The 26,202-nt window shown below is 38.3% G+C and carries 23 protein-coding genes, 1 other RNA gene and 2 pseudogenes; 13 read left to right on the plus strand and 13 right to left on the minus strand.

The window, feature by feature from the left end:
• Positions 1-35: 35 nt before the first annotated feature.
• The 3 genes from purF to yfbV all read right to left on the minus strand — a co-directional run bounded on the left by purF (position 36) and on the right by yfbV (position 2,585).
• The gene (gene purF / locus KP713_RS02470; protein ID WP_139990278.1) at positions 36-1,553 is read right to left on the minus strand and encodes an amidophosphoribosyltransferase; all 1,518 of its coding nucleotides are present in this window, start codon (positions 1,551-1,553) and stop codon (positions 36-38) included.
• Positions 1,554-1,563: 10 nt separating this feature from the next.
• Positions 1,564-2,055, minus strand: coding sequence for a CvpA family protein (locus tag KP713_RS02475; RefSeq protein WP_005626270.1), 492 nt, complete (start codon positions 2,053-2,055; stop codon positions 1,564-1,566).
• 86 nt (positions 2,056-2,141) lie between these two features.
• Entirely contained in the window at positions 2,142-2,585 is a 444-nt protein-coding gene (yfbV, locus tag KP713_RS02480) for a terminus macrodomain insulation protein YfbV (protein WP_048954091.1), read from the minus strand.
• A gap of 220 nt (positions 2,586-2,805) precedes the next feature.
• Here yfbV and KP713_RS02485 point away from each other — a divergent pair, with 220 nt between their 5' ends.
• The 3 genes and pseudogenes from KP713_RS02485 to pta all read left to right on the plus strand — a co-directional run.
• The gene (locus KP713_RS02485) at positions 2,806-4,011 is read left to right on the plus strand and encodes an acetate kinase (protein ID WP_048954092.1); all 1,206 of its coding nucleotides are present in this window, start codon (positions 2,806-2,808) and stop codon (positions 4,009-4,011) included.
• Positions 4,012-4,076: 65 nt separating this feature from the next.
• Positions 4,077-4,403: pseudogene (locus KP713_RS09085) on the plus strand (AAA family ATPase); the annotation flags it as partial.
• A gap of 72 nt (positions 4,404-4,475) precedes the next feature.
• Positions 4,476-5,525 (plus strand): annotated as a pseudogene (pta, locus tag KP713_RS02490) (phosphate acetyltransferase); the annotation flags it as partial.
• 60 nt (positions 5,526-5,585) lie between these two features.
• Here pta and grxD read toward each other — a convergent pair.
• Both grxD and ompA read right to left on the minus strand, forming a co-directional pair.
• On the minus strand, positions 5,586-5,915 hold the full coding sequence (gene grxD / locus KP713_RS02495; protein ID WP_048954094.1) for a Grx4 family monothiol glutaredoxin: 330 nt from the start codon (positions 5,913-5,915) through the stop codon (positions 5,586-5,588).
• A gap of 152 nt (positions 5,916-6,067) precedes the next feature.
• Positions 6,068-7,150: a porin OmpA gene (gene ompA, locus KP713_RS02500; protein ID WP_048954095.1), complete on the minus strand. Its 1,083-nt coding sequence runs from the start codon at positions 7,148-7,150 to the stop codon at positions 6,068-6,070.
• A 379-nt stretch (positions 7,151-7,529) separates the two neighbouring features.
• On the opposite strand from ompA, the gene ydiJ reads away from it, so the two are divergent.
• The 7 genes from ydiJ (at position 7,530) to cydC (ending at position 17,566) form a co-directional block, all read left to right on the plus strand.
• Positions 7,530-10,613 carry a D-2-hydroxyglutarate dehydrogenase YdiJ gene (gene ydiJ / locus KP713_RS02505; protein WP_140523123.1) on the plus strand — a complete coding sequence of 1,028 codons (3,084 nt, stop codon included), beginning with the start codon at positions 7,530-7,532 and terminating at the stop codon, positions 10,611-10,613.
• A 13-nt stretch (positions 10,614-10,626) separates the two neighbouring features.
• Positions 10,627-11,043, plus strand: coding sequence for a hotdog fold thioesterase (locus tag KP713_RS02510; RefSeq protein WP_048954097.1), 417 nt, complete (start codon positions 10,627-10,629; stop codon positions 11,041-11,043).
• Positions 11,040-12,026 carry a ferrochelatase gene (hemH, locus tag KP713_RS02515; RefSeq protein ID WP_139990276.1) on the plus strand — a complete coding sequence of 329 codons (987 nt, stop codon included), beginning with the start codon at positions 11,040-11,042 and terminating at the stop codon, positions 12,024-12,026. Before KP713_RS02510 ends, hemH begins: the two co-directional genes overlap by 4 nt.
• Before the next feature lie 63 nt (positions 12,027-12,089).
• Positions 12,090-12,947, plus strand: coding sequence for a co-chaperone YbbN (locus KP713_RS02520; RefSeq protein ID WP_215769761.1), 858 nt, complete (start codon positions 12,090-12,092; stop codon positions 12,945-12,947).
• 109 nt (positions 12,948-13,056) lie between these two features.
• A complete protein-coding gene (gene trxB, locus KP713_RS02525) occupies positions 13,057-14,013 on the plus strand; it encodes a thioredoxin-disulfide reductase (RefSeq protein WP_215769762.1) in 957 nt (318 codons plus the stop codon).
• A gap of 62 nt (positions 14,014-14,075) precedes the next feature.
• Positions 14,076-15,836, plus strand: a complete 1,761-nt coding sequence (cydD, locus tag KP713_RS02530) for a heme ABC transporter permease/ATP-binding protein CydD (RefSeq protein ID WP_215769763.1) — start codon at positions 14,076-14,078, stop codon at positions 15,834-15,836.
• Positions 15,836-17,566, plus strand: a complete 1,731-nt coding sequence (gene cydC, locus KP713_RS02535; protein ID WP_215769764.1) for a heme ABC transporter ATP-binding protein/permease CydC — start codon at positions 15,836-15,838, stop codon at positions 17,564-17,566. Before cydD ends, cydC begins: the two co-directional genes overlap by 1 nt.
• Positions 17,567-17,586: 20 nt before the next feature.
• Here cydC and ffs read toward each other — a convergent pair.
• Positions 17,587-17,685: signal recognition particle sRNA small type (ffs, locus tag KP713_RS02540), an RNA gene on the minus strand.
• 138 nt (positions 17,686-17,823) lie between these two features.
• On the opposite strand from ffs, the gene nrdG reads away from it, so the two are divergent.
• Positions 17,824-18,291, plus strand: a complete 468-nt coding sequence (nrdG, locus tag KP713_RS02545) for an anaerobic ribonucleoside-triphosphate reductase-activating protein (protein ID WP_106013389.1) — start codon at positions 17,824-17,826, stop codon at positions 18,289-18,291.
• Between the two features lie 16 nt (positions 18,292-18,307).
• Here nrdG and rapZ read toward each other — a convergent pair whose 3' ends face one another.
• The 6 genes from rapZ to yjgA all read right to left on the minus strand — a co-directional run bounded on the left by rapZ (position 18,308) and on the right by yjgA (position 22,127).
• Positions 18,308-19,168 (minus strand): RNase adapter RapZ, encoded by an 861-nt coding sequence (gene rapZ, locus KP713_RS02550; protein WP_215769765.1) that lies wholly within the window; start codon positions 19,166-19,168, stop codon positions 18,308-18,310.
• Between the two features lie 22 nt (positions 19,169-19,190).
• Positions 19,191-19,685: a PTS IIA-like nitrogen regulatory protein PtsN gene (gene ptsN / locus KP713_RS02555; protein ID WP_140520438.1), complete on the minus strand. Its 495-nt coding sequence runs from the start codon at positions 19,683-19,685 to the stop codon at positions 19,191-19,193.
• 2 nt (positions 19,686-19,687) lie between these two features.
• Positions 19,688-20,413, minus strand: coding sequence for an LPS export ABC transporter ATP-binding protein (gene lptB / locus KP713_RS02560; RefSeq protein WP_106013390.1), 726 nt, complete (start codon positions 20,411-20,413; stop codon positions 19,688-19,690).
• A gap of 2 nt (positions 20,414-20,415) precedes the next feature.
• Positions 20,416-20,934, minus strand: coding sequence for a lipopolysaccharide transport periplasmic protein LptA (lptA, locus tag KP713_RS02565; RefSeq protein WP_215769766.1), 519 nt, complete (start codon positions 20,932-20,934; stop codon positions 20,416-20,418).
• The gene (gene lptC / locus KP713_RS02570) at positions 20,918-21,520 is read right to left on the minus strand and encodes an LPS export ABC transporter periplasmic protein LptC (protein ID WP_215769767.1); all 603 of its coding nucleotides are present in this window, start codon (positions 21,518-21,520) and stop codon (positions 20,918-20,920) included. The genes lptA and lptC overlap by 17 nt, the downstream gene beginning before the upstream one ends.
• A gap of 70 nt (positions 21,521-21,590) precedes the next feature.
• Entirely contained in the window at positions 21,591-22,127 is a 537-nt protein-coding gene (gene yjgA / locus KP713_RS02575; RefSeq protein WP_048954109.1) for a ribosome biogenesis factor YjgA, read from the minus strand.
• Between the two features lie 87 nt (positions 22,128-22,214).
• Between yjgA and pmbA the strand changes: the two genes are divergently transcribed.
• Both pmbA and hpt read left to right on the plus strand, forming a co-directional pair.
• Positions 22,215-23,570, plus strand: a complete 1,356-nt coding sequence (gene pmbA / locus KP713_RS02580; RefSeq protein ID WP_215769768.1) for a metalloprotease PmbA — start codon at positions 22,215-22,217, stop codon at positions 23,568-23,570.
• A gap of 323 nt (positions 23,571-23,893) precedes the next feature.
• On the plus strand, positions 23,894-24,433 hold the full coding sequence (gene hpt, locus KP713_RS02585) for a hypoxanthine phosphoribosyltransferase (protein ID WP_215769769.1): 540 nt from the start codon (positions 23,894-23,896) through the stop codon (positions 24,431-24,433).
• 55 nt (positions 24,434-24,488) lie between these two features.
• Here hpt and der read toward each other — a convergent pair whose 3' ends face one another.
• The gene (der, locus tag KP713_RS02590; RefSeq protein WP_005630139.1) at positions 24,489-26,000 is read right to left on the minus strand and encodes a ribosome biogenesis GTPase Der; all 1,512 of its coding nucleotides are present in this window, start codon (positions 25,998-26,000) and stop codon (positions 24,489-24,491) included.
• Between the last annotated feature and the right edge of the window lie 202 nt (positions 26,001-26,202).

Genomic DNA, 26,202 nt, shown 5'->3' on the forward strand with positions numbered 1-26,202 from the left:
TTTTTATCAGACTAAATATCTCGCCTTATCGCCATTTATTGTTCATTATAAATTTCAAGATTAGATGCTTGTTTTTCACGTTTTTTCTTTGCACTGTCGTTCCGTTGACTTGCAATTTTTTCTAAATATTTTGGCGTGATATCGCCTGTAATATATTCGCCAGTGAATACTGAACAATCAAATCCTCGAATAGCCGGATTTTCTAATTGAACAGATTCGGTAAGTGCGGTCAGATCTTGGAAAATTAGTTTATCTACGCCAATCAAATGCGCAATTTCATCAACATTTCGACCGTAAGCGATCAGTTCATCGCGACTCGGCATATCAATACCATATACATTCGGATAACGAATTTCTGGAGCAGCAGAGGCAAAGTAAATTTTCTTCGCGCCAGCTGAGCGAGCCATTTCAACAATTTGCTCAGAGGTTGTACCGCGAACGATAGAATCGTCCACCAATAAGACATTTTTATCTTTAAATTCAGCTTTAATGGTATTCAATTTGCGACGAACAGAACTAATACGCTGCGCTTGTCCCGGCATAATAAACGTACGACCGACATAGCGATTTTTCACAAATCCTTGGCGATAAGGTTTCCCTAGTACACGAGCTATTTGTAACGCAATATCTGTGGAGGTTTCAGGAACGGGAATCACCACATCAATATTATCAATTTCATCCGCCCATTGTTTTGCAATTTTTTGTCCGAGTTTTTCCCCCATGTGAACACGTGCAGCATAAACAGAGACACCATCAATTGTTGAATCTGGGCGTGCAAAATAAACATACTCAAAAATACAAGGATTTAGCACCGCACTTTCGGCACATTGTTGCGAATAAAGCTCACCATCAAACGTCACATAAATAGCTTCACCAGGGGCAATATCGCGAACAAAGTCAAAACCCACAATATCTAAAGCAACTGTTTCAGAGGCAAACATATACTCAGTTTTGCCATTTTCTTCGCGTTTACCCAACACTAAAGGACGAATACCAAAAGGATCACGAAACGCAACCATGCCATGCCCAATAATCATCGCTAAACAAGCATAAGCACCACGAACATCGTTGTGAGTTTGACTAACAGCATTAAAAATATCTTTTGGATCAAGTTTCTCTTGAGGAATGTGATCAAGGTGATTTGCAAGAATATTTAGAAGAAGTTCGGAATCTGAATTAGTGTTTACATGACGGCGGGCAGTTTTAAAGACCTTTTCTTTTAACTCCACTGAGTTGGTTAAATTGCCGTTATGCACCAAAGTGACACCATAAGGAGAATTCACATAAAAAGGCTGCGCCTCTGAGACGCTAGAACTCCCTGCTGTAGGATAGCGAACATGCCCCAACCCAGCATTTCCTTGCAACCGTAGCATATGCTCTTGATGGAACACATCACTCACTAAACCGTTAGCTTTGCGTAAGCGGAAACGATTTTCATCGTCAACCGTCACAATGCCCGCAGCATCTTGCCCACGATGTTGCAAAAGCGTCAATGCCGCATAAATAGATTCATTAACCGGACTTTGGCTAACAATACCGACAATACCACACATTTTGTGTTCCTTATTGATTAAGCGTTGGATTTAAAAAACTTGAACTAGCCTGAAGTTGTTGAAAGAACCATTCAATAATAAAACCAAAGTGCGGTATTAATTGAGATTCTTTCCACCAATCAGTTTGTTCAAAATTGGTGAAGGTATCCATGAAAAATAATAACGCAGCGACAATCAGTGCACCGCGCACTAAACCAAAAATCGCACCTAAAACACGATCAGTGCCGCTTAAACCAGTTTTATCTACTAATTGGCTAATCACATAATTTACTATGGCACCCACGATTAAAGTCAGTACAAATAAAATCCCGATCGCGGTTCCATTACGAATATACATTGATTCAATTTGCGTAAGATAAGCTGCAAGATAAGGATAGAACTGGCTTGCTACAATAAATGCTACAACCCAGCTACCGAGTGAAAGCACTTCGCGAACAAAACCGCGTAATAAACTGACAAGAATAGAAAAAGCGATAATGCCAATAATAATGTAATCGATCATTAAATAATCTCTCAATAAAAAACGGCCGTTTAAAACGACCGAGGTATTTTACAAAAATAAAGCCAAAAAGAAAACGTTTGCGTAAACTAAATTTCCTGCCAAAAAGCACGTTCAAATTTGCTTTGAGCTTTCTTTAAGACTTCTGCTAAATGTTGGTATGTCGGTTGATCTTGCACAAAAGGCAAGGGTTCATGTAGTTGTTTTAAGCGTTCGCAAATATCATAAAACCATACCGCACTTTGATTTTCTAATGGCGAATTCGCACGCTTACCAAGCCAATAAAGACCTTGAAAAGGAATAAGCAAGGCAAAAAGTGAGGTCAAAATTGCAATAGAAAAGGCCATCAAATCATTTTTTGCATAAATCTGTTGCCACACCACTGCAAATACAGCAACAAAGGGCATGAATTTTTGTGCAAAACTCGTGGCTTTCATAATACGGTTTTCAGGGAAAATCATGCCTAACTTAGCCTCCTGCGGCCAAGTATTAAGATAAACTTGTCCCTGTTTTAAAATGGAAAAAAATGCCATAAAAATGCTCGTTAAAATAACCGCACTTATCATACCCCACTTTATATTATTTTGTCACCTTACCCAAAAAGTTTAAATTTTCAAAAAATTTAATAACCTGATGAATTTTTATGCATAGACGAATTTATTTTATTTGTCAAAAAGTGTATCCTATGTCCGATTTTTTCAGTCCATTCAACTGAGTGGATTTTCATTAACTTTAATCAAATATAGGGTTCCTATGTCAAAACTTGTTCTAATCCTTAACTGTGGTAGTTCTTCATTAAAATTTGCAATCCTTGATCCAGCAACAGGTGAAGAAAAATTATCTGGTTTAGCTGAAGCATTTTTCCTTCCAGAAGCTCGCATTAAATGGAAACTTAACGGTGAGAAAGGGAGCGCAGATTTAGGTGCAGGTGCAGCACATACTGAAGCACTTGACTTCATTGCATCAAACATTATGACTGATGAGCTTAAAAACTCAATCACATCGATTGGTCACCGTATCGTTCACGGTGGTGAAAAATACACTCAATCCGTTGTAATCACAGATGAAGTGGTTAAAGGTATTGAAGATGCAGCACAATTTGCCCCACTTCACAACCCTGCTCACCTAATCGGTATTCGTGAAGCCTTTAAAACCTTCCCACATTTAAAAGATAAGAATGTTGCCGTATTTGATACTGCTTTCCACCAAACTATGCCTGAAGAAGCATTCTTATATGCGCTTCCATATTCACTCTATAAAGAGCACGCTGTTCGTCGCTATGGTGCTCACGGTACTAGCCACTACTTCGTTTCTCGTGAAGTCGCTGAATATGTAGGTAAACCTGCAGACCAAGTCAATACGATTATTTGTCACTTAGGTAATGGGGGGTCTGTTTCTGTTGTTCGTAACGGTAAATGTATTGATACATCAATGGGCTTAACTCCGTTAGAAGGTTTAGTAATGGGCACTCGTTGTGGTGATATCGACCCTGCAATAGTATTCTACCTATACAAAAACTTAGGTATGTCAATGGAACAAATCGAAGAGACTTTAGTGAAAAAATCCGGTCTTTTAGGTTTAACTGAGGTAACCAGTGACTGTCGTTATGCAGAAGATAACTACGACGATCTGTCTAAGCCTGAAGCAAAACGTGCATTAGACGTCTATAGTTACCGTTTAGCAAAATACATCGGTGCTTATATGGCGGTATTAGGCGATGATCACTTAGATGCCATTGCATTTACGGGTGGTATCGGTGAAAACTCCGCTCATGTTCGTGAATTAGCATTAAATCACTTAAAATTATTTGGTATTAAAGTGGATAACGAACGCAATCTTGCGGCACGCTTCGGTAAAGATGGCGTAATCACTACTGATGATTCTGCATTTAAAGCGATTGTACTTCCAACTAATGAAGAGTTAGTCATCGCTCAAGATACCGCACGTTTAGCGGGCTAATCAACTTCCATCAAACCTGCTGAAAAATCAGCAGGTTTTTTTCATTTATTAAAAGGTATATCAAAATGACTAAAGCAGTTATTCTTATTCCAACTAGCACAGAAGCCAATTTAGCATCAGCATTACAAATCGCTAAAACAACAAATGCGGTTATATTCAATGCAGTAGAAGATGTAAAAGCCGCTCAAGCATTCATCGCAAATAATCAAAAAGACGTGTTGTTAGAAAAAATCGTTGCTGATTTCCAAGCATTAAATGCAAATCTAGTGGTTGTTAAAGGTGTTCAACCTTCAGCTCAAGCGCCTTTTGCAAATAGCTTAAACTTTGCGATTGCGCAAACCTTAGATGCACAAATCATCTTAGTAGCAAACAATGAAGAAAGCACATTAATAGAAGCCGTTGCTTCAGAATTTGGTGGTGTGAACAACGCTGATATATTAGGTGTATTTGGTGCACAAGCAGGAAAAATTAAAACCTTCGATGAACAAGCATTAGTTGCGGCAATCTCTGCACCACTTGCTCGTAAAGCACGTATTTCTCCAGCTGCATTCCGTTTCAAATTAACTGATTTAGCACGCAAAGCAGGCAAAACTATCGTATTACCAGAAGGTGACGAACCTCGCACTGTTAAAGCGGCTGCAATCTGTGCTGAACGTGGTATCGCAAAATCAGTATTATTAGCGGATCCTGAATCAGTGAAAAAAGTCGCAGCAGAACAAGGCGTGACTTTAAGTGCTGACGTAACAATCATCAATCCAGCTGACGTACGCGAAAACTACGTTGCTCGTTTAGTTGAATTACGTAAATCTAAAGGCTTAACTGAAGAACAAGCTCGCGCACAATTAGAAGACACCGTTGTATTAGGCACCATGATGTTAGAAGCTGGCGAAGTTGATGGTTTAGTTTCTGGTGCCGTTCATACAACGGCAAACACTATTCGCCCACCGATGCAAATCATCAAAACCGCGCCTGGCAGTTCAATTATCTCATCTGTATTCTTTATGTTATTACCAGACCAAGTATTAGTCTATGGCGACTGTGCGGTAAATCCAGAACCTACAGCGGAACAATTAGCTGAAATCGCAATCCAATCAGCCGAATCTGCAAAAGCATTTGGTTTAGAACCAAAAGTGGCAATGCTTTCTTATTCAACTGGTACTTCTGGTGCGGGTCAATCAGTCGAGAAAGTAAAAGAGGCAACCCGTATTGCACAAGAAAAACGCCCTGATTTATTAATTGATGGTCCATTGCAATACGATGCAGCTGTGATGAAAGATGTGGCAGCTTCTAAAGCACCAAATTCTAAAGTAGCGGGTCAAGCAAATGTATTTGTATTCCCTGATATCAACGCGGGTAATATCGGCTATAAAGCAGTTCAACGCTCTGCTGATTTAGTTGCGGTAGGTCCAATGCTTCAAGGTATGCGAAAACCTGTTAATGACTTATCTCGTGGCGCATTAGTCGATGACATTGTTTACACTATTGCATTAACTGCAATTCAAGCAACACAATAGTCTAAACAAGCTAAAAAAATCCCGCACTTTTAAAAGAATGCGGGATTTTTTATTGATTAATCAATTTTGTGCATGTTTTGCAGAAACTTCATTTAATAAAGTTTGCAACTCCCCAGATTGATACATTTCCAAAATAATATCACACCCACCAATTAACTCTCCCTCGACCCATAGTTGTGGGAAAGTAGGCCAATTCGCATAAACAGGCAATTCAGCACGAATATCAGCATGTTGTAAGATATCAACATAACCAAAAGGTACTTTACAATTCATCAGTGCTTCTACTGCTCGCGCCGAAAAACCACAAGATGGTAATTTAGGTGAGCCTTTCATATAGATAAGAATTGGATTTTCACTAATTTGTTTTTTAATTTTGTCTAAGGTTTCCATAATGTTCCCCACGAATAAAAGAGGATTGAATTCTACCACAAGTTAAAACTTGAGTGAAATTCTAGGATTATTATCTTAATAAAACAAAAGGCCTAAACCGAAGTTTAAGCCTTTTTTTCTGTATTTAATCTTTCGTTAAACGAATACTAAAATTATTTAGTACCGTTAACTGCGATTTCAACACGACGGTCTGGTGCTAAACAAGCGATAAGCGCTTTACGACCTTTAACTTGGTCACAAGTTGCGCCAGTCACTGGATTTGCTTTACCGTAACCAGTTGCAGAGATTGCGTTAGTTGCTACGCCTTTTTGTACTAAGTAGTTAGCTACTGTGTCTGCACGACGTTGAGAAAGTTTTAAGTTACCAGCATCAGAACCGATACGGTCAGTGTAACCAGCAACAGCTACTTTAGCACTGTTGATTTGTGCGATTTCACCGTAGATACCATCTAAAGTTGCTTTAGCTTGTGGTTTTAAGTTTGCTTTACCAAAAGCGAAAGTTACATCAGAGTTTAAGTTGAAAGTTTTGCTTACAACTTCAGGAGCCATAGCTGGTGCAGCTACTGCGCCTTGACCGAAACGGTAAGAAACGCCAGCGTTGATAGAACCAATCCATGGGTTGTAATCTACAGAGCTATTGTGAGCATTTTGAGTACGGAATTTACCTACGCGAGTTAACCATTGGTATTCTAAACGAACTGCTAACTCTGGTAATACTGCATATTCTGCACCGACTGCGAATAAACCAGAGGTACGTAAGCTGTGACGACCTTCTTCGTGATCACGAGCACCATTTGTCTTATCGTAGAATTTATAGTCAGAACGTACTAAAGCCACACCTGCTTTACCGTAAACATCTAAACCATTTAACACTTCGTAGCTACCTTTAAAGCTTAAGTGAGTACCGTGGTTAGTGTGTTTAGCAACAGTTTTACCAGCTTCACGCGCTTTTGCACGACCAAAATCATCGTAACCTAATTCCACTGCTAAACCTAAGTTATCACGATTTAAGATTTGGTAACCACCAAATACACCATAAGTGAAAGAATTACGGTTATAACCATAATCATTAACACTTAATTTGTTAGCAATAACACTGTTTTTGTTAATACCATCGTGGAAAGATGCTTGACCTGCTTTAACACCTGCATAGAAAGTGTTTTCTTGTGGTGCAGCTTGAGCTACTGAAGCCGCTGCTAAACCAGCAACTACTAATGCGATTGCAGTTTTTTTCATTTTGATGTCCTCTATTTAGTCATCGTTTATTAATAAGAAAAGTTTCCTTGCTTATAATGGAACTTTTAGGGAAAGTTACACTCAAAGCATTTGCTTAACTAGGGTTTTGAATTTGCCCTATTGTTACCTTTTGACAAATTCAATTCCTTTGTTTACGCCAAAGGAACGTTCAAAAGTGCGATTATTATCCTATAAAAATTCAAAAGATCAAATTTTTTTGAACTTTTTGTTTATTTTTTATCCAAAAATACACTATTCTTGACTAATTTACTCCACAAAACGCTTCTTCAAAACGCTCAAAATCTAATTCGACATTGTGCGCTCCTTAAGATATTATCGAGAACACCCTGTATTTATAGCTTTAAATGAGTTAAATGCTATGTTGCCAAGTCTAAATCGCACTCCACAAATTGAACAAGATGTCCTTAACTATCTCCAAGCACTAAAAAAACAACATTTTGAAGGGGATATCGCTACAAATTATGCAGATAGATTAAGTCTTGCTACGGATAACAGCGTTTACCAACAGCTTCCTCAAGCGATTCTTTTTCCGAAAACTGTTGCTGATATAGTACGTATAACCAAATTGGCAAATTTACCTGAATATCAATTCCTCACCTTTACTCCTCGTGGTGGAGGCACTGGCACAAATGGACAATCCATCAATAACAATATAATAGTGGATCTTTCTCGCCATATGACTGCTATTTTAGAACTCAATGTCAAAGAACGTTGGGTTCGTGTACAAGCAGGCGTAGTAAAAGATCAACTTAATCAATTTTTAAAACCACATGGTTTATTCTTTGCCCCAGAGCTATCCACCAGCAATCGAGCAACGTTAGGTGGAATGATTAATACGGATGCCTCTGGGCAAGGTTCATTGCAATATGGTAAAACCTCTAATCATGTTTTGGCATTACGCGCAGTATTAATGAACGGTGAGATTTTAGATACCAGTGCTGTCAATTCTGTTGATGTTTTAGAAAACATCGATACGCTTGAATTAAGTGATAGTAGCAAAAGACTCCATCAAACCATTGCACAACACTGTAAAGAAAAAAGAGCGGCAATCATTAAAGATCTGCCACAACTTAACCGTTTTTTAACGGGATACGATCTGAAAAATGTATTTAATGAAGATGAAAGTGAATTTAATCTCACCAGAATTCTCACTGGTTCTGAAGGTTCTCTCGCATTTATTTGTGAAGCCAAACTCAATCTTCTGCCTATTCCGCAGTATCGCACGCTCATCAATATTAAATATCGTTCTTTTGATGCAGCATTACGCAATGCACCTTTTATGGTGAAAGCCAATGCGCTTTCTGTGGAAACCGTTGATTCCAAAGTCTTAAATCTCGCTAAACAAGATATTATTTGGCACTCGGTGAATGAACTTCTTACAGAAGATGAAGAAGATCCAATTCTTGGTTTAAATATTGTGGAATTTGCTGGTAATAATAAAGAAAAAATAGACCGCCAAGTCACCGCACTTTGTCGCTCACTTGATGAAAAAATCGAACACAACCAAGATCACATTATTGGCTATCAAGTTTACTCAGATTTACCTTCTATTGAACGTATTTATGCAATGCGCAAAAAAGCAGTAGGCTTACTTGGTAACGCAAAAGGCGCAGCCAAACCGATTCCGTTTGTAGAAGATACTTGTGTCCCCCCAGAAAATCTTGCGGATTACATTAGTGAATTTCGCACTTTATTAGACAAGCACCATTTACAATATGGCATGTTTGGTCACGTGGATGCGGGCGTATTACACGTTCGCCCAGCGCTTGATTTATGCGATAAAGAACAAGTGAAATTATTCAAACAAATTTCAGATGAAGTCGCCGAACTTACGATTAAATATGGTGGATTACTCTGGGGAGAGCACGGAAAAGGCGTGCGTTCCCATTACGGCGAAAAATTCTTTACCCCAGAACTCTGGCACGAACTTCGTTATATCAAAACCTTATTCGATCCAAACAATCGTTTAAATCCCGGCAAAATCTGTACGCCTTTGGATTCCGAAGAGGAACTTTATTCTATTCTTTCGCCAATGCGGGCTGATAAGGATCGCCAAATTCCTATCCAAATACGAGATGAATTTAAGGGGGCGATGAACTGCAATGGAAACGGTTTATGTTTCAATTTTGATGAACACAGCATCATGTGCCCATCGATGAAAGTCAGTAAAAATCGTGTATTTTCGCCGAAAGGTCGCGCAGCTATGGTTCGAGAATGGCTTCGATTGATGGCAAATGAAAATGTTTCGCCCGAACAATTAGACTTCTGTAAAACAGAAATAAAATTAACCGCACTTGTGAAAAGACTAAGCAATACGGTTCAAAAATGGCGAGGGGATTATGATTTTTCTCACGAAGTGAAAGCTGCAATGGATACTTGTCTTGCTTGTAAAGCCTGTGCTAGTCAATGCCCGATTAAAATTGATGTACCAAGTTTCCGTGCGAAATTCTTTCATTTTTATCACAGCCGCTACTTACGCCCAGTAAAAGATCACGTTGTGGCAAATTTAGAAATCGCTGCGCCTTATATGGCAAAGCAGGCAAAATTCTTTAATTATTTTACCAAGCTAAAAGTCACGCAAACATTAGTGGAAAAAACACTAGGCATGACTGATTTGCCCTTGCTTTCTGAACCCAATTTGCAACAACAGCTGGTGGAAATTCATTATCAAGGCAAATCCTTGGAAGAATTGGAAGGTCTAAGTGCGGTAGAAAAAAACGATATTTTATTTATTGTGCAAGATCCTTACACATCTTACTATGATGCGAAAGTGGTACGCGATTTTGTTATGCTTACGCAGAAATTAGGCTTCACACCAATTCTGTTGCCATTTAAACCAAACGGCAAAGCAATGCACATTAAAGGTTTCTTAAAACGCTTTAGCAAAACAGCACAAAACCAAGCCGAGTTTTTAAATCGAATGGCAAAATTAGGCATTCCACTTGTAGGCGTTGATCCAGCCATCGTGCTGTCTTATCGAGATGAATACAAGGAAGCACTACAAGAAAAACGTGGCGATTTCCACGTTCTCACTGCTCACGAATGGTTAAAACAACGCTTACAAAATACGACATTACAAGATAAACTGAAAAACATCGCAAAAACTGACCGCACTTCCGATTGGTATTTATTCCCGCATTGTACGGAATCTACCTTTATGCCGAACAGCCCAAAAGAATGGCAAGAAATTTTTGGAAGATTTGGGCAACAACTGAATGTAGAAAAAGTAGGATGTTGCGGTATGGCAGGTGTATTTGGACATGAAGTGCAAAATCAAAAAATGAGCCGAGAAATCTACGATGTATCGTGGCATAAAAAACTGCACGGAAAAGATCCGCACTTTTGTTTAGCAACCGGTTATTCTTGCCGCAGTCAGGTAAAACGTTATGAACATGTGGTGCTAAAACACCCTGTGCAGGCATTATTAGAAATTTTAGCGTAATGAAAGGAATATCATGATTTGGCAAAAAAACTTCACGCTCGAAAACTTAAATCAACTTTGCTCCAACAGTGCCGTTAGCCATCTTGGCATTGAAATTTCTGCTTTTGGCGAAGATTGGATTGAAGCGACAATGCCTGTGGATCATCGTACAACCCAACCTTTTGGTCTATTACATGGCGGAATATCTGTTGCATTAGCAGAAACGATAGGTTCATTGGCTGGATACCTTGCAATAGAAGAAAATAAAATTGCAGTGGGACTTGATATTAATGCCCATCACCTACGTTCAGTAAAGCAAGGCATTGTTACAGCAAAGGCTACGCCTATTAGTTTAAATAGAAATATCCACGTATGGCAAATTGACATTCGTGATGAACAAGATAAACTTTGCTGCGTTTCTCGACTTACACTTTCTATTCTAAACTTATGATAGCAAATCAAAAAATAGGGATTATTTTAGCCAATTTAGGGACACCCGATGCGCCCACCTCATCTGCTATATCCCGTTATTTATGGAAATTTTTAACCGACCCAAGAGTAGTCGATTTATCTCCTTACAAATGGTATCCATTACTCAAGGCTGTTATTTTGCCATTACGTTCAAAACGTATCGCTAAAAATTACCAAGCAATTTGGACAGAGCAAGGTTCGCCTTTACTTGCCATTTCACGACAACAAAAAGATGCATTACAAGCCTATTTAAATAAGCAAAATATTGATGCTCAAGTAGAAATTGCGATGACATACGGCAACCCATCAATGCAAAGTGCGGTGAAAAATTTACTTAAAAATAAAGTTGAACGAATTATTGTACTCCCCCTTTACCCACAATATTCTAGTACAACAACAGGCGCGCTATTTGATGCCTTTGCCCATGCCCTTAAAGAAGAGCGGGGAATGGTACCGTTCGATTTTATTCATTCTTATCATGTTGATGAAAATTACATTAACGCCTTAGCCAATTCCATAAAAGCGCGGTTAAAACCCGATGAGTTTTTGCTATTTTCTTATCATGGTATCCCATTACGTTATGAAAATATGGGTGATTACTACCGTGAACACTGCAAACAGACAACGCTTGCTATTGTAGATAAGTTGGGATTGACCGAAAACCAATGGGGAATAACCTTCCAATCACGTTTTGGGCGAGAAGAATGGTTACAACCTTACACGGATAAATTTCTCCAAAATGCAGCATCACAAGGTATTCATAAAATAGCCGTCATTTGCCCAGGTTTTTCGGTTGATTGTTTAGAAACTATTGAAGAAATTGATGAGGAAAACCGCGAGAATTTTCTCACTAATGGCGGACAATTTTACCAATATATTCCGGCACTCAATGCAGAACCACAACATATTGAAATGATGGGAAAACTGCTCCTGGCAAAAATCTTTCCCTCATTGAAAGAGTAAAACATTTCTAAAATCGACCGCACTTTGTTAAAATCAGCCATTATTTTTTCACAAGGATAAAACATGGCTGATTTTCCTTTTATCGTTGACATCAACGAACAAAATCTTACTGAAGTACTGCAACAATCCTTAGAAAAACCACTTATCATCAATTTTTACGCACCAACGCATAAAGAATCCGCGGATTTTTTGGCGCTACTTGAGCAAGTTGCAGAACAATATCAAGGACAATTTGTTCTTGGAAAAGTAAATTGTGAAAAAGAGCAAATGATTGCCGCACAATTCCGCATCCAAGCGTTGCCAACCACCTATTTGTTTAAAGAAGCACAGGCATTAGATGCATTTCCAGGCGCGCTTGATAAAGCGTCATTAATCCAACGACTAAGCATTATTTTACCGAAAGAAGAAGATTTAAAATTCCAACAAGCATTAGATTTCTTGCAAGTAGAAAATTATGAGGCAGCATTGCCATTATTGAAAGATGCATGGGAACTTTCTGATAAGAAAAATAGTGATGTCGCCCTGCTCTACGCTGAAACCTATATTGCAATGAAAAAAACGGAGCCAGCACAGGAAATTCTAAAACAAATTCCATTGCAAGATCGTGATAGTCGTTGGCACGGATTACAAGCACAAATTGAGCTACAAATTCAAGCAGCCAATACACCTGAAATCCAACAATTACAGGACGATTATGCTAAAAACCCAACAGCTGAAATTGCAATAAAACTTGCTGTACAACTTCATCAAGCTGGACGAAATGAAGAAGCGCTGACACTACTTTTCGGTATTTTAAAAACTGACTTAGGCGCGCAGAATGGTGAAGTTAAACAACAATTTTTATCCATTTTAAGTGCAATGGGCAATGCTGATCCGTTAACAAATAAATTTCGCCGATTGCTTTATTCACTGCTCTATTAATCGAAAAGTTTATAATTGATAAGGTGTATGGAACAATTTCATACATAGCAATCATTAGAATAGGCTTGAATTTAATTAATTCTCTCTTTACGAAAAACAAGGATTCTTTATGTCAAATATCAAACACGCAAAACTTTTAATTTTAGGCTCAGGTCCTGCTGGTTATACAGCTGCCATTTATGCGGCACGTGCAAACTTAAAACCAGTATTGGTGACGGGTTTGCAACAAGGCGGCCAACTTACTACCACAGATGAAATCGAAAACTGGCCGGGTGATTTTGAGATGACTACCGGTTCAGGTTTAATGCAACGTATGTTGCAACATGCAGAAAAATTTGAGACAGAAATCGTCTTCGATCATATCAATCGCGTAGATTTATCTTCTCGTCCATTCAAACTTTTTGGCGATGTACAAAATTTCACTTGTGATGCGTTAATTATCGCAACAGGCGCCTCTGCACGCTATATTGGCTTACCTTCAGAAGAAAACTACAAAGGTCGTGGGGTTTCTGCTTGTGCAACCTGTGATGGTTTCTTTTATCGTAATAAGCCGGTTGGTGTCATTGGTGGTGGAAATACTGCGGTAGAAGAAGCGCTTTACTTAGCCAATATTGCAAGTACAGTGCATTTAATCCACCGTCGCGATAGCTTCCGTGCGGAAAAAATTCTTATCGAGCGTTTATACAAAAAAGTAGAAGAAGGAAAAATAGTTCTGCATACTGACCGCACTTTAGATGAAGTGTTGGGTGACAACATGGGCGTAACCGGATTACGTTTAGCCAACACAAAAACTGGGGAGAAAGAAGAACTCAAATTAGATGGCTTATTCGTAGCGATTGGTCACTCGCCAAATACGGAAATTTTCCAAGGGCAACTAGAATTAAATAATGGCTATATCGTTGTAAAATCTGGTCTTGAAGGAAATGCAACAGCCACCTCTGTGGAAGGCGTATTCGCAGCAGGCGATGTAATGGATCACAATTATCGCCAAGCCATTACCTCTGCGGGAACTGGTTGTATGGCAGCATTGGATGCAGAACGCTATTTAGATGCTCAAGAAGCATAAATTCTCTAACTAATTCCCCTCTTTTTAAAAGAGGGGAACTTTTTCTATATCACGATAAAACTATGAACAAACTTCGCCAAAAATATTTACAAAAATGGCTTCGCGCACAACAAGAACCTATCAAAAAATTAATGCGCGCAAACATTGTCCTAGCTACGCTTTCTGCACTAATTTTAGTCGCGCAAACTTATTTTCTTGCAACTTTGCTCGATAAACTGATTATGCAAAATGTGCCTCGTGATGAACTCATTCCTTATTTTCTCTGGCTAATTATCGGCTTCGGGATGCGTGCTATTATTTTATGGGCAAGAGAAAAAATTGGTTTCCGAAGCGGACAATTATTGCGCAACCATATTCGTCAAAAAATTCTGGATAAAATCCATCTTGTCGGCCCCGCAACAATCAATCAAAAACCAGCTGGAAGTTGGGCAAGCATTATGTTGGAACAAGTTGAAAATTTACATAATTTCTATGCCCGTTTTCTGCCACAACAAAGTCTTTCAGCCATTGTTCCAGTCGTTATTTTAATTGCTGTATTTCCGTTGAACTGGGCTGCAGGCTTAATCTTAATGATTACCGCACCGCTTGTTCCTCTGTTTATGATCATTGTCGGTATTGCTGCGGCTGACAACAGCCAAAAAAATATGGATACCCTTTCTCGCCTAAGTGCCCAATTTTTAGATCGCTTACGCGGCTTGGAAACCTTGCGTCTTTTTAACCGCACTTCTGAACAAACAGCGCATATTGAAAATGCCACTGAAGATTTCCGTGAAACCACAATGGATGTGCTAAAACTCGCTTTTCTCTCTTCTGCTGTATTAGAATTTTTTACCTCTATTTCCATTGCCCTCATGGCGGTCTATTTTGGTTTTAGCTACTTAGGTCAAATTGAATTTGGTACCTATAATGCACCGCTTACACTTTTCACCGGTTTCTTTTGTTTAATTCTTGCACCTGAATTTTATCAACCCTTACGCGATCTGGGCGCTTATTACCACGACCGCGCAGCGGGTATTGGTGCAGCAGAAGCCATTGTTGATTTCTTAGAATCCGATTATTTAACCGTTCATCAAAATGAAAAAACAATTTCTTTGGAAAGTGCGGTTAAAATTTCTGCCGAAAATTTAGTAGTACTTTCGACACAGGGTTCAGCATTAACCAAGCCGTTAAATTTCCAAATTCCAGCAAATCACAATGTTGCGCTTGTAGGACAAAGTGGTGCAGGGAAAACCTCATTAATGAATGTAATTTTAGGCTTTTTACCTTATGAGGGGTCTCTCAAAATTAATGGACAAGAACTTCGCGAAAGCAATCTATCTGACTGGCGCAAACATATTGCTTGGGTAGGACAAAATCCATTACTCTTACAAGCTACAATTAAAGAAAATCTTCTTCTTGGTGATATTCAAACAAGCGATGAGAAAATTCACCACGCTTTAAGCCAAGCCCAAGCCACCGAATTTACAGATAAACTCGGTTTAGATTATGAAATTAAAGATGGAGGATTAGGCATCTCTGTTGGGCAAGCCCAACGTCTTGCTATTGCACGTGCATTATTACGCAAGGGTAGCCTACTATTACTTGATGAGCCAACAGCCAGTCTCGATGCCCAATCTGAAAATCTCGTCCTTCAAGCATTAAATGAAATGAGTTGCTACCAAACAACATTAATGATTACACACCGCATTGAAGATTTAAAACAATGTGATCAAATTTTTGTCATGCAGCAGGGCGAAATTGTCCAACAGGGGATTTTTACTGAATTACAAAATGAAGGTTTCTTTGGAGAACTTCTTGCACAACGAAAACAGGATATCCAATAATGCGCACATTACTTCCGTTTATACGTTTATTTAAATTCGCCAAATTTCCTCTTATTTTAGGCTTGGTGCTGATGATTTTAGGATTGGGATCCAGCATGGGCTTGCTTACCGTTTCAGGCTGGTTTTTAGCCGCTACAGCCATTGCAGGACTAGGAACGCTATTTAACTTTTTCTACCCTTCAGCCAGTGTGCGAGGTTTAGCTATCGGACGAACCGTCATGCGCTATTTTGAAAAAATAGTAACACATGATGCAACATTCCGCATTTTGTCAAAATTACGCGTACAAGTATTTGAAAAAATCATTCCTTTAAGCCCAGCAGTATTAAATCGTTATCGCAACAGCGATTTGTTAAATCGTTTAGTGTCCGATGTGGATACACTTGATAGCCTCTATTTACGTTTACTTGCACCATTTTTCACTGCTGCATTTGTAATCATTGCCATGACGATTGGACTCAGCTTTGTCAATATTACACTCGCACTTGGTTTAGGCTTATTTTTGTTAATTTTATTAATAATTATCCCAACTGTTTTCTATCGACTAGGACAGCAATTTGGTGAACGCTTAATCCAAGCACGCGCGACCTATCGAACCCAGTTTTTAGAATTTATCCAAGCACAAGCCGAGCTTTTATTATTTAATGCAGAAGATAAATTAAAAGAGAAAATGTCAGTCACAGAAAAAACATGGCAGGAAGATCAAGCCAAAGAAGCAAAATTAAGCGGATTTTCTACTGCACTTGTTCTGTTTCTAAATGGTTTGTTGATTTCTGGAATGCTATGGTTTGCAAGTAACGCCGATTTTGGCACAGATGAATATCGCACGGCTTATATTGCACTTTTCACTTTTGCTGCACTTGCAGCCTTTGAGATCATCATGCCATTGGGTGCCGCATTTTTACATATAGGTCAAGTGATTGCTGCAGCAGAACGTGTGACCGAAATCATTGAGCAAAAACCGCTTGTTGAGTTTAATGGTAACGAGGAATTTGAAACAAAAGTGCGGTTGATTTCTGCGAAGGATTTAAGTTTTTCCTATCCAGGGCAAGAAACGCTTGTATTAAAAAATCTTACATTAGATTTAGAACAAGGCAAAAAAATTGCTATTTTAGGCAAAACTGGAAGTGGGAAATCTTCACTCCTTCAACTTTTAGTACGCAATTATGATGCGAATCAAGGTGAGCTTTTATTGGCAGAAAAACCAATTTCCACCTATTCAGAAGAGACATTACGCAGCCAAATTTGTTTTTTAACTCAACGTGTTCATGTATTTAGCGATACGCTTCGTCAAAATTTACAATTTGCAAGTGCGGACAAAATTTCTGATGAAAAAATGATTGAAGTGCTACATCAAGTTGGTTTAAGCAAATTACTTGAGCAAGAAGAAAAAGGTTTAAATCTTTGGCTTGGGGATGGCGGCCGTCCACTTTCCGGTGGGGAACAACGCCGTTTAGGTTTAGCCCGCATTTTACTTAATAATGCGCCAATTTTATTATTGGATGAACCAACAGAAGGTTTAGATCGCGAAACTGAACGTCAAATTTTACGTTTAATTCTACAACATGCCGAAAATAAAACCCTAATTATGGTCACTCACCGTCTAAGTTCAATTGAACAATTCGATAAAATTTGTGTAATTGATAACGGAAGATTAATCGAAGAAGGCGATTACAATAGCTTAATCACAAAGGAAAATGGTTTCTTTAAAAGATTGATTGAGCGGGTATAAGAAAAGGAAGCTGGGCGGAAACCTTCCCAGCTTCTTCTCGGCACACAGTAATTCCGACTTTGGCTGCTTCCTTCCGGACCTGACCGAGTAAACCAGACACCGTTGCGAGAGACCGAGAAGGTTTCCATTGATATCGCAGAACGATTGCGGGCTATTATGCAAGAATTACTATATTATTGCAAAGATTAATTCTCTTTAATTACAAAAGTGCGGTTAATTTGCTGAGAATTTACACCATATTCCAGGAGTTTAATAATATGAACTATCTTCAATACTATCCCACTGATGTCATTAATGGCGAAGGTACACGTTGTACTTTATTTGTCAGTGGCTGTACCCATGGTTGTAAAGGTTGCTACAATCAAAAAAGCTGGTCATTTTCAGCAGGTGTATTATTTGATGAAGCGATGGAACAACAAATTATTAATGATTTAAAAGACACTCGCATTAAACGCCAAGGGTTGACGCTTTCAGGTGGCGATCCACTTCATCCCCTCAACGTAGAAACATTATTGCCATTTGTGCAACGCGTAAAACGAGAATGTCCCGATAAAGACATTTGGGTTTGGACGGGTTATAAGCTGGATGAACTAGACGAACAACAACGTGCTATGTTGCCTTATATTGATGTGTTAATTGATGGGAAATTCATTCAAGAACAGGCTGACCCAAGTTTAGTTTGGCGGGGTTCAGCAAATCAAATTATTCATCGATTTAAACTATAATATTACCGATATACCATTATTGAGTCTTTTTATTTCGCTCTAAAGATTTATGCTGAATCTGCACTATTTTTCCTTTTGCCTGAAAATATTCTCCAAGTTGTTGTGCTATATAAACAGAGCGATGTTTCCCACCAGTACATCCAATAGCAATAGTTAAGTAACTTCTATTATTTTTTTCTAAAAGCGGCAACCATGTCTCTATATAATTTCGTGTAAGATAAATAAATTCATTCACTTCTGTATGACTATTTAAAAATGCCGCCACAGGCGCATCTAATCCTGTCATTGGGCGAAGTGCCGGATCCCAATGTGGATTGGGTAAGAATCGCACATCAAAAACATAATCTGCATCAAGCGGAATACCATATTTAAACCCAAAAGATTCTATAATAATTTTAAGCTCTTTTTCGCCATACCCACAAATAAACTCTCGTAATTTTTCTGCAAGCGTATGTGTTGAAAGACGTGTCGTATCAAGAATGAAATTAGCATGTTGGATTAGTGGCTCTAAATATTGATATTCTGCATCAATCGCAACTTCAAGGGACAGATCTTGAACAGAAAGTGGGTGTAAACGCCGAGAATCACTATATCGACGAATCAACGTACTGCGATCCGCCTCTAAGAAAATAATCTTAACCTGATGATGATTTTGTAATGTTGAAAGTGTTTGCTCTAACGTCGTCGCAGAATTTGGAATATTACGAATATCTAGACTAATCGCTACTGAAGATTGTGACTGAGAAAGAATCTGAGTTAATTGAGGTAGTAAATCAAAAGGGATATTATCCACACAATAATAGCCCATATCCTCCAAAGCGCGTAGTGCCACAGACTTTCCCGCACCAGAACGTCCGCTAATAATGATAATATCCATATGCCCTCCCACTCTTTATTTCTTATTCATTATTCTCAAAAGAGATATTTTCTGAGCTATCTGAAATTTCAAAAACCTGCCAAATTTCCTCAGCACTTTTTGCTGAACGTAACTGCTTCAAAAGGTTTTTATCCGTTAGTCTTTCAGTTAAGAAAGATAAAATTGGCATATAGGTTGCGCACTGATTTTCAGGTACCAATACCGCAAATACAAGATCAACAAATTTACCATCTGATGAATCGTAATCAATCGGTGTATCTAATTGCATAAATACAGCTATTGCTTTGTCTGATAATGTTACAGGAATTTTAGCTTTAGGCATGGCGATACCATTTCCTAAACCTGAATTACCTAATTTTTCCCGTTCAAAAAGACATTCCAAACAAACTTGTTCACCTTTCTCATCATTAACTTGCTCAATGACAAAATGCGCAATAGATTCAAATAATCGTTTTTTACTGGAAAAACTTACCCCCTGACGAATATTCTCAGGGCTTAATAACTCGGTAATGTTCATCTTTATAACTTAAACTGATCACCAAGATAAACACGTTTAACATGCTCATCATTCATAACAGCCTCAGGCGTACCTGTCGCAATAATTTTACCTTCTCCAACAATATAAGCACGCTCACACACATCTAAAGTTTCACGCACATTATGATCAGTAATTAGCACACCTAATCCGCGATTACGTAAATCAGTAATAATTTTCTTAATATCAGATACTGAAATAGGGTCAACACCAGCAAAAGGTTCATCTAATAAAATAAATTTAGGATTAGCGGCTAATGCTCGAGCAATTTCTACACGACGACGTTCCCCACCAGATAAAGATTGGCCGAGACTATCTCTAATATGACTAATATTAAATTCTTCGATTAATTCATCCGCTCTTTCACGGCGTTGCTCAGCGGTTAAATCTTTACGAATTTCTAAAACAGCCATCAAATTTTCATAGACGGTTAAACGGCGAAAAATAGATGCCTCTTGGGGTAAATACCCAATACCTCGCTGGGCGCGATTATGCATTGGAAGTAAACTAATATCCTCACCATCAATCACAATCTTACCTTGATCTTGGCGAACGAGTCCCACCACCATGTAAAAAGTCGTCGTTTTTCCTGCTCCATTCGGCCCAAGTAATCCCACAATTTCATTTGAATTAACTTGAAGACTAACATCAGATACCACTTTACGGCTTTTATAGCTTTTCGCTAAATTCTCAGCAATCAAAACTGACATGATTACTTCCCTTTCGCTTTTTGTAATTGAGACGGAATTAACACCGTAGTCACTCGTGATTTCGCACCGCCATTGGCTCTAAGTTGCTGTTTCTTCACATCATAAGTGATAAGTTCACCATTAATTTTGCTATCTAATTGTTTCAACTCAGCATTACCTGTCAATGTTAAAAACTCCGTACCAAGATCATAGTGCACCTTATTAGCCTTCCCATCAACCGGTTTCCCATCGTCAAGTAATTGATGAAATGTAACAGGGCTACCAAAAGCATCAACAGTTTCTTTTTTACCTGAGTTTTCTAGTGGACGTGTAATCACAACCTTGCTTGCTTTAATTAAAATCGACCCTTGAGTTATCACAACATTATCCGTAAAAGTCACTACACTCTTTTCCATATCCAACGCTTGATTATCCGAAACGATATTAATCGGTTGATTTGTATCATCTTTAAGCGCAAAAGCCGATATGGATGTCATCATTAACGTTGTGAGTAAAAATATTTTATTATTTACGAACTTCATAATATGTTTTCACCTGTTCTTTTAAAGTAGCAACTTGTTGACGTAAATTGCCAACCATTTTTAATCCTGTTGAACTAAAATTTTGTCCATTAATCTTGACCATTGAGTCTGATGTCATATCCTGTGTTTTCAAATTGACAATTGCCATCTGAGTTTCTACACGCTGCAAATGAGAAGTTGGTTCCAAACTTTCCGCCACAACATCTCCCTCTAAATACAGCATTTCATCTTTTGTGAGCTTGGCTTTTTTAGCACTCAATTTCCAACTCTGTGATGCCAAAGCATGAGCAACATCCTTTGCTTGACTGGTATTAGATGAATTAACATCGAATAAATAGACTAATGGCATCTCAAAATCAGTATGTCCATCTACAGTATAATGTTTCACATTATCCGCAAGAGAAACATATTGTTTTTTCCCTTCTGGTGAAAACACTGTTGTTTCCATTTTATTGCCAATATAATCGGGGCTATCTGGCTTTTTCACCAAATTTGATAAATCTGGTGCATCCCGATTCAGTGAATAAAACCAACCTAGTAAACAAAAAGCAATAATACTTAAAATTACATTCCAACGAATATTCATTTTTTCTACTTTATTATCCGGATAAGTGCGGTTAAAAACATTGATAGCACTTGCTTAAGTGCTCACAAAGCTAATCTTCCAGCATCAATGATTTCAGCATTTGATAAATATCTCTATATGCTTTTGAAGGTTTATTTTGTTCCCGCTCTTTCTGTGCAGAACGAATCAAATTACGTAATTTCTGGCGATCAGCTTCTGGATAATTATTTAATAAATTCGTCAATGCTATATCACCATTTTCGATCAACTCATCACGAATTTTTTCAATTTTATGTAACATCGCTTGCTGCTGATTATGCTTATTTTCGATTTTATCTAACGCTTCACGAATTGGGGCAACATCAATACCACGAAATAATTTTCCAATATATTGTAATTGACGACGGCGAGCCTCTTTTTGTAAACGCTGGGCAAGCTCAATGGCATCAAGCAAAGATTCATCAAGGGGAATTTTAGCTAAATTTGCTTTGGTTAAATTCACAATTTTTTCGCCAAGTTGCTTTAAATCTTCCGCATCTCGCTTAATTTCACTTTTACTTACCCAAATAATTTCTTCTTGCGCCTCATCTTCCCAATCAAAAGCTTCTTTTTTCTTACGTTTCGCCATTTTTTGTCCTTTATAAAAATTGGGGGCATTTTACCATAAACTTTGAAAATAAGATAAAATGTTGCAAATTTTTAACAGGAAAAAACAATGAAAGCACCCGAAAATCAAACCGCGCTTTTAAAAGCGCAGGAGCAAGAATTACGTCACGCTGTTAGTTTTGCAGTTGAATTAGCCCAAAAAGCAGGAGCCAGTGCAGAGGTGGCTGTAACCAAAGTAAGCGGCTTATCTGTTTCAACACGATTGCAAGATATTGAAAATGTGGAATTTACTAATGATGGCGCACTAGGTATTTCCGTTTATTTAGGACAACAAAAAGGTAATGCTTCTACCTCTGATTTAAGTGAAAATGCCATTAAAAATACTGTAGAAGCGGCACTTTCTATCGCAAAATATACATCCCCCGATGATTGTACAGGACTTGCTGATGAGCAATTAATGGCCTTTGATGCGCCCGACTTAGCACTTTACCATCCTGCTAATATTGATGTAGAAAAAGCAACAGAACTTGCTCTCCGTACAGAAAAATCTGCTCTTGAAGCAGATAAACGAATCGTAAATAGCAATGGTGCAAGCTTTAATTCTCACACGGGTGTAAAAGTATATGGTAATACCTACGGTATGTTACAAAGCTATTTATCCAGTCGCTATTCATTATCTTGCTCAGTCATTGGGGGCGTAGAAGGTGCATTAGAAAATGACTACGAATATACAATTTCCCGTGAGTTTGATCGACTTCAATCACCGACCTGGGTCGGTGAAACTTGTGCGAGAAAAGTAGTTTCACGCCTAAATCCACAAAAGATTAATACATGTGAAGTACCCGTCATTTTTTTAAATGATGTTGCAACTAGTATTATTTCGCATTTAGCGGCATCAATAAGTGGCGGTAGTTTATACCGAAAATCAAGTTTTTTACTTGATCGACTAGGAACATCCGTCTTACCTGAATGGTTTAATATCAGCGAACGCCCCCATTTATTACGTGCACTGGCTTCAACGCCTTTTGATAGTGAAGGAGTCCGCACACAAAATCGTGAAATTGTTGAGAATGGTATATTACAAACCTATTTATTGACCAGTTACAGTGGAAAAAAACTCGGAATGCCAAGCACAGGTCATGCAGGCGGGATTCACAATTGGCTTATTCAACCAAATTTAACGGGAGGATTAACCGCACTCTTACGTAAAATGGATAGAGGTCTATTAGTAACGGATGTTATGGGACAAGGAGTAAACCTTGTGACAGGTGATTATTCTCGAGGTGCATCAGGATTCTGGGTTGAAAACGGTGAAATTCAATACCCTGTCGCTGAAATTACAATTGCAGGTCAATTACAAGATATGTTGAAAAACATTGTTGCCGTATCAGATGATATAGAACATCGTTCAAACATACAAACTGGCTCAATTTTATTAGAAAAACTGAAAATTTCTGGAAACTAAAAAATATTTAATATTGATAATTATTCTTATTGACAGAAGTTAAAATTCTGATAAGATACCCACCATCTGTTAAGCGATTGCAGGTTGCTCCAACAGGTAGAGTAGAAAGTAAATTCGTTAGGGTTCAAAAGGCTGAAGATTAATCTTCAGCCTTTTTTATATTTCATCTTCCATCTCTAAATCTATCTTAAAAGAATTCAAGTTATTTATATTGAAATATAGAATAACACTCAGCGAGAAATTCTGATACACATGGCATAACGATCAATTTTTTTGTAGAATAGCAAACGATTACATTCCTTTTAAATTTACAAGGACATTTTATGAAAAAACACCATGTTGATGTTTTAATTGCAGAAAGCGACGTTCACTCTCGTATTGCAGAGCTTGGGGCCAAAATAACAAAACATTATCAAGAAAAACAAGTCAATAACCTTGTTGTTATCGGACTTTTACGTGGCTCATTTATGTTTATGGCTGATATTGTACGCCACATTCATTTACCTGTAGAAATTGAGTTTATGACTACTTCCAGTTATGGAACAGGGATGACAACAAATCATGATGTGCGTATCACAAAAGATCTTGATGGCGATATTAAAGGTAAACACGTATTAATCGTAGAAGATATTATTGACACGGGTTACACACTTGAAAAAGTACGTGATATTTTGAATTTACGTGATCCTGCAAGCCTTGCTATCTGTACCTTGCTTGATAAACCCTCTCGTCGCGAGGTTGAAGTGCCGGTAGAATGGATAGGTTTTGAAATTCCAGATGAATTTGTGGTGGGATATGGTATCGATTATGCTCAACGTCACCGTAATTTAGGCTATATTGGCAAAGTGGTTTTAGAAGAATAATGCTCATCAAACAAGTGCGGTCAAAATTTATAATGAATTTTGACCGCACTTGTTTTTAACGTTTCGCTTTCTTAATAAACTTCATCAAACGTTTACGCTTACGCAATTGGTTTGGAGTAAGTTTATTTTTACGCCCCGCAAATGGATTCGAACCTTCTTGGAAAAGAAGACGAATCGGTGAGCCAATAATTTTCAAACTCTTACGATAATAATTAGATAAATAACGTTTATAAGAATCTGGTAATTTATCCATTTGGTTACCGTGAACCACTATAATCGGCGGATTGTAACCACCCGGATGGGCATATTTTAATTTAATTCGACGACCGCCAATCATCGGTGGTTGGTGCTCATCGGTTGCCATTTGCAAAATACGAGTTAAAAGCGAAGTCGTCATTTTTTGAGTCGCACAAGCATAGGCTTCTTTAATCGAATCAAAAAGATTACCCACACCACTGCCGTGCAATGCAGAAATAAAATGCACGCGAGCAAAATCAATAAAATCTAAACGACGATCAAGTTCAGATTTAACGCGGTCTTTCACATCTTGATCTAAACCATCCCATTTATTCACAACGATCACTAGGGAACGACCTGCATTTAAAATAAAGCCGAGCAAAGATAAATCCTGATCAGAAATGTTCTCTCTCGCGTCAATAGTCAATAACACAACATTAGCATCTTGAATCGCTTGCAAGGTTTTAATCACGGAGAATTTTTCCACTGCCAAATGTACCTTACCACGCTTACGCACACCAGCCGTATCAATCAACGTATATTGCTGCCCATCACGCTCCATTGGAATATAAATACTATCGCGTGTCGTGCCTGGCATATCGTAAACCACCACACGATCTTCACCTAAAATACGATTGGTTAAAGTGGATTTACCCACATTTGGACGACCAACAATGGCAATCTTAATATTTTTATCTTGCTCTTCTTCCGATTCCTCTAAAGCCTCATCAAGCAATGCCGTATCTTCTTCTGAATCAAAATCGAATTCTTGTTCCCATTCGTCTTGTTCTTCCTCAGAAGTGCGGTCATTTTCATCGGAGTTTTCCATTTGCTCCGCAAAAGGCGCAAGTACTTGTTCCATTAACTGAGTGACACCACGGCCTTGTGAGGCAGCAATTTGCTCAATTTCCCCTAAACCTAACTGATAAAATTCAGCACAATGAGAATCCGCATCGATACCATCGGTTTTATTTGCCACCACAATCGTCGTTTTATTTTGACGTTGACGTAAGTAATTGGCAATACCAATATCGGCTGCCGTTAAACCAGCTCGCGCATCCACAAGGAAAAGAACAATATCGGCTTCATCAATAGCAAGCAAAGATTGCTCCGCCATTTTTTCTTCAACGCCCTCTTCAGTTCCATCAATACCGCCAGTATCAATAACAATAAACTCATAACCAGCAATATGAGCATGGCCGTATTTTCTATCACGAGTTAAACCAGGAAAATCAGCGACTAACGCATCTCTTGTACGAGTAAGGCGATTAAATAATGTGGATTTTCCCACATTCGGGCGACCGACAAGGGCCACAACTGGAGTTGCCATAAAAAATCTCTTATTTTGTCAAAAATGGCGGCTATTATATCGGAAGTTAAAGGATTGGTAAAAAATGATTTCATAAAGAAAATAAAAAGCCACAGGATACAATCCTATGGCTTTCTAAACACTGTTTATTTATCTATAACCTAACGTTATAATAATCTCGCTTTCAAGTCATCACCTTGAAAGCGAGTGTTGCGCTTTTTCG

Origin of the sequence: Haemophilus sp. SZY H36, from assembly GCF_018829625.1 — a bacterium.
Taxonomy (GTDB): domain Bacteria; phylum Pseudomonadota; class Gammaproteobacteria; order Enterobacterales; family Pasteurellaceae; genus Haemophilus; species Haemophilus haemolyticus_K.

What these genes read in the sequence shown, in the direction of transcription:
- purF (WP_139990278.1), bottom strand. Translation starts at nt 1,553, where the DNA reads ATGTGTGGTATTGTCGGTATTGTTAGCCAAAGTCCGGTTAATGAATCT.
- KP713_RS02475 (WP_005626270.1), bottom strand. Translation starts at nt 2,055, where the DNA reads ATGATCGATTACATTATTATTGGCATTATCGCTTTTTCTATTCTTGTC.
- yfbV (WP_048954091.1), bottom strand. Translation starts at nt 2,585, where the DNA reads ATGGCATTTTTTTCCATTTTAAAACAGGGACAAGTTTATCTTAATACT.
- KP713_RS02485 (WP_048954092.1), top strand. Translation starts at nt 2,806, where the DNA reads ATGTCAAAACTTGTTCTAATCCTTAACTGTGGTAGTTCTTCATTAAAA.
- grxD (WP_048954094.1), bottom strand. Translation starts at nt 5,915, where the DNA reads ATGGAAACCTTAGACAAAATTAAAAAACAAATTAGTGAAAATCCAATT.
- ompA (WP_048954095.1), bottom strand. Translation starts at nt 7,150, where the DNA reads ATGAAAAAAACTGCAATCGCATTAGTAGTTGCTGGTTTAGCAGCGGCT.
- ydiJ (WP_140523123.1), top strand. Translation starts at nt 7,530, where the DNA reads ATGTTGCCAAGTCTAAATCGCACTCCACAAATTGAACAAGATGTCCTT.
- KP713_RS02510 (WP_048954097.1), top strand. Translation starts at nt 10,627, where the DNA reads ATGATTTGGCAAAAAAACTTCACGCTCGAAAACTTAAATCAACTTTGC.
- hemH (WP_139990276.1), top strand. Translation starts at nt 11,040, where the DNA reads ATGATAGCAAATCAAAAAATAGGGATTATTTTAGCCAATTTAGGGACA.
- KP713_RS02520 (WP_215769761.1), top strand. Translation starts at nt 12,090, where the DNA reads ATGGCTGATTTTCCTTTTATCGTTGACATCAACGAACAAAATCTTACT.
- trxB (WP_215769762.1), top strand. Translation starts at nt 13,057, where the DNA reads ATGTCAAATATCAAACACGCAAAACTTTTAATTTTAGGCTCAGGTCCT.
- cydD (WP_215769763.1), top strand. Translation starts at nt 14,076, where the DNA reads ATGAACAAACTTCGCCAAAAATATTTACAAAAATGGCTTCGCGCACAA.
- cydC (WP_215769764.1), top strand. Translation starts at nt 15,836, where the DNA reads ATGCGCACATTACTTCCGTTTATACGTTTATTTAAATTCGCCAAATTT.
- nrdG (WP_106013389.1), top strand. Translation starts at nt 17,824, where the DNA reads ATGAACTATCTTCAATACTATCCCACTGATGTCATTAATGGCGAAGGT.
- rapZ (WP_215769765.1), bottom strand. Translation starts at nt 19,168, where the DNA reads ATGGATATTATCATTATTAGCGGACGTTCTGGTGCGGGAAAGTCTGTG.
- ptsN (WP_140520438.1), bottom strand. Translation starts at nt 19,685, where the DNA reads ATGAACATTACCGAGTTATTAAGCCCTGAGAATATTCGTCAGGGGGTA.
- lptB (WP_106013390.1), bottom strand. Translation starts at nt 20,413, where the DNA reads ATGTCAGTTTTGATTGCTGAGAATTTAGCGAAAAGCTATAAAAGCCGT.
- lptA (WP_215769766.1), bottom strand. Translation starts at nt 20,934, where the DNA reads ATGAAGTTCGTAAATAATAAAATATTTTTACTCACAACGTTAATGATG.
- lptC (WP_215769767.1), bottom strand. Translation starts at nt 21,520, where the DNA reads ATGAATATTCGTTGGAATGTAATTTTAAGTATTATTGCTTTTTGTTTA.
- yjgA (WP_048954109.1), bottom strand. Translation starts at nt 22,127, where the DNA reads ATGGCGAAACGTAAGAAAAAAGAAGCTTTTGATTGGGAAGATGAGGCG.
- pmbA (WP_215769768.1), top strand. Translation starts at nt 22,215, where the DNA reads ATGAAAGCACCCGAAAATCAAACCGCGCTTTTAAAAGCGCAGGAGCAA.
- hpt (WP_215769769.1), top strand. Translation starts at nt 23,894, where the DNA reads ATGAAAAAACACCATGTTGATGTTTTAATTGCAGAAAGCGACGTTCAC.
- der (WP_005630139.1), bottom strand. Translation starts at nt 26,000, where the DNA reads ATGGCAACTCCAGTTGTGGCCCTTGTCGGTCGCCCGAATGTGGGAAAA.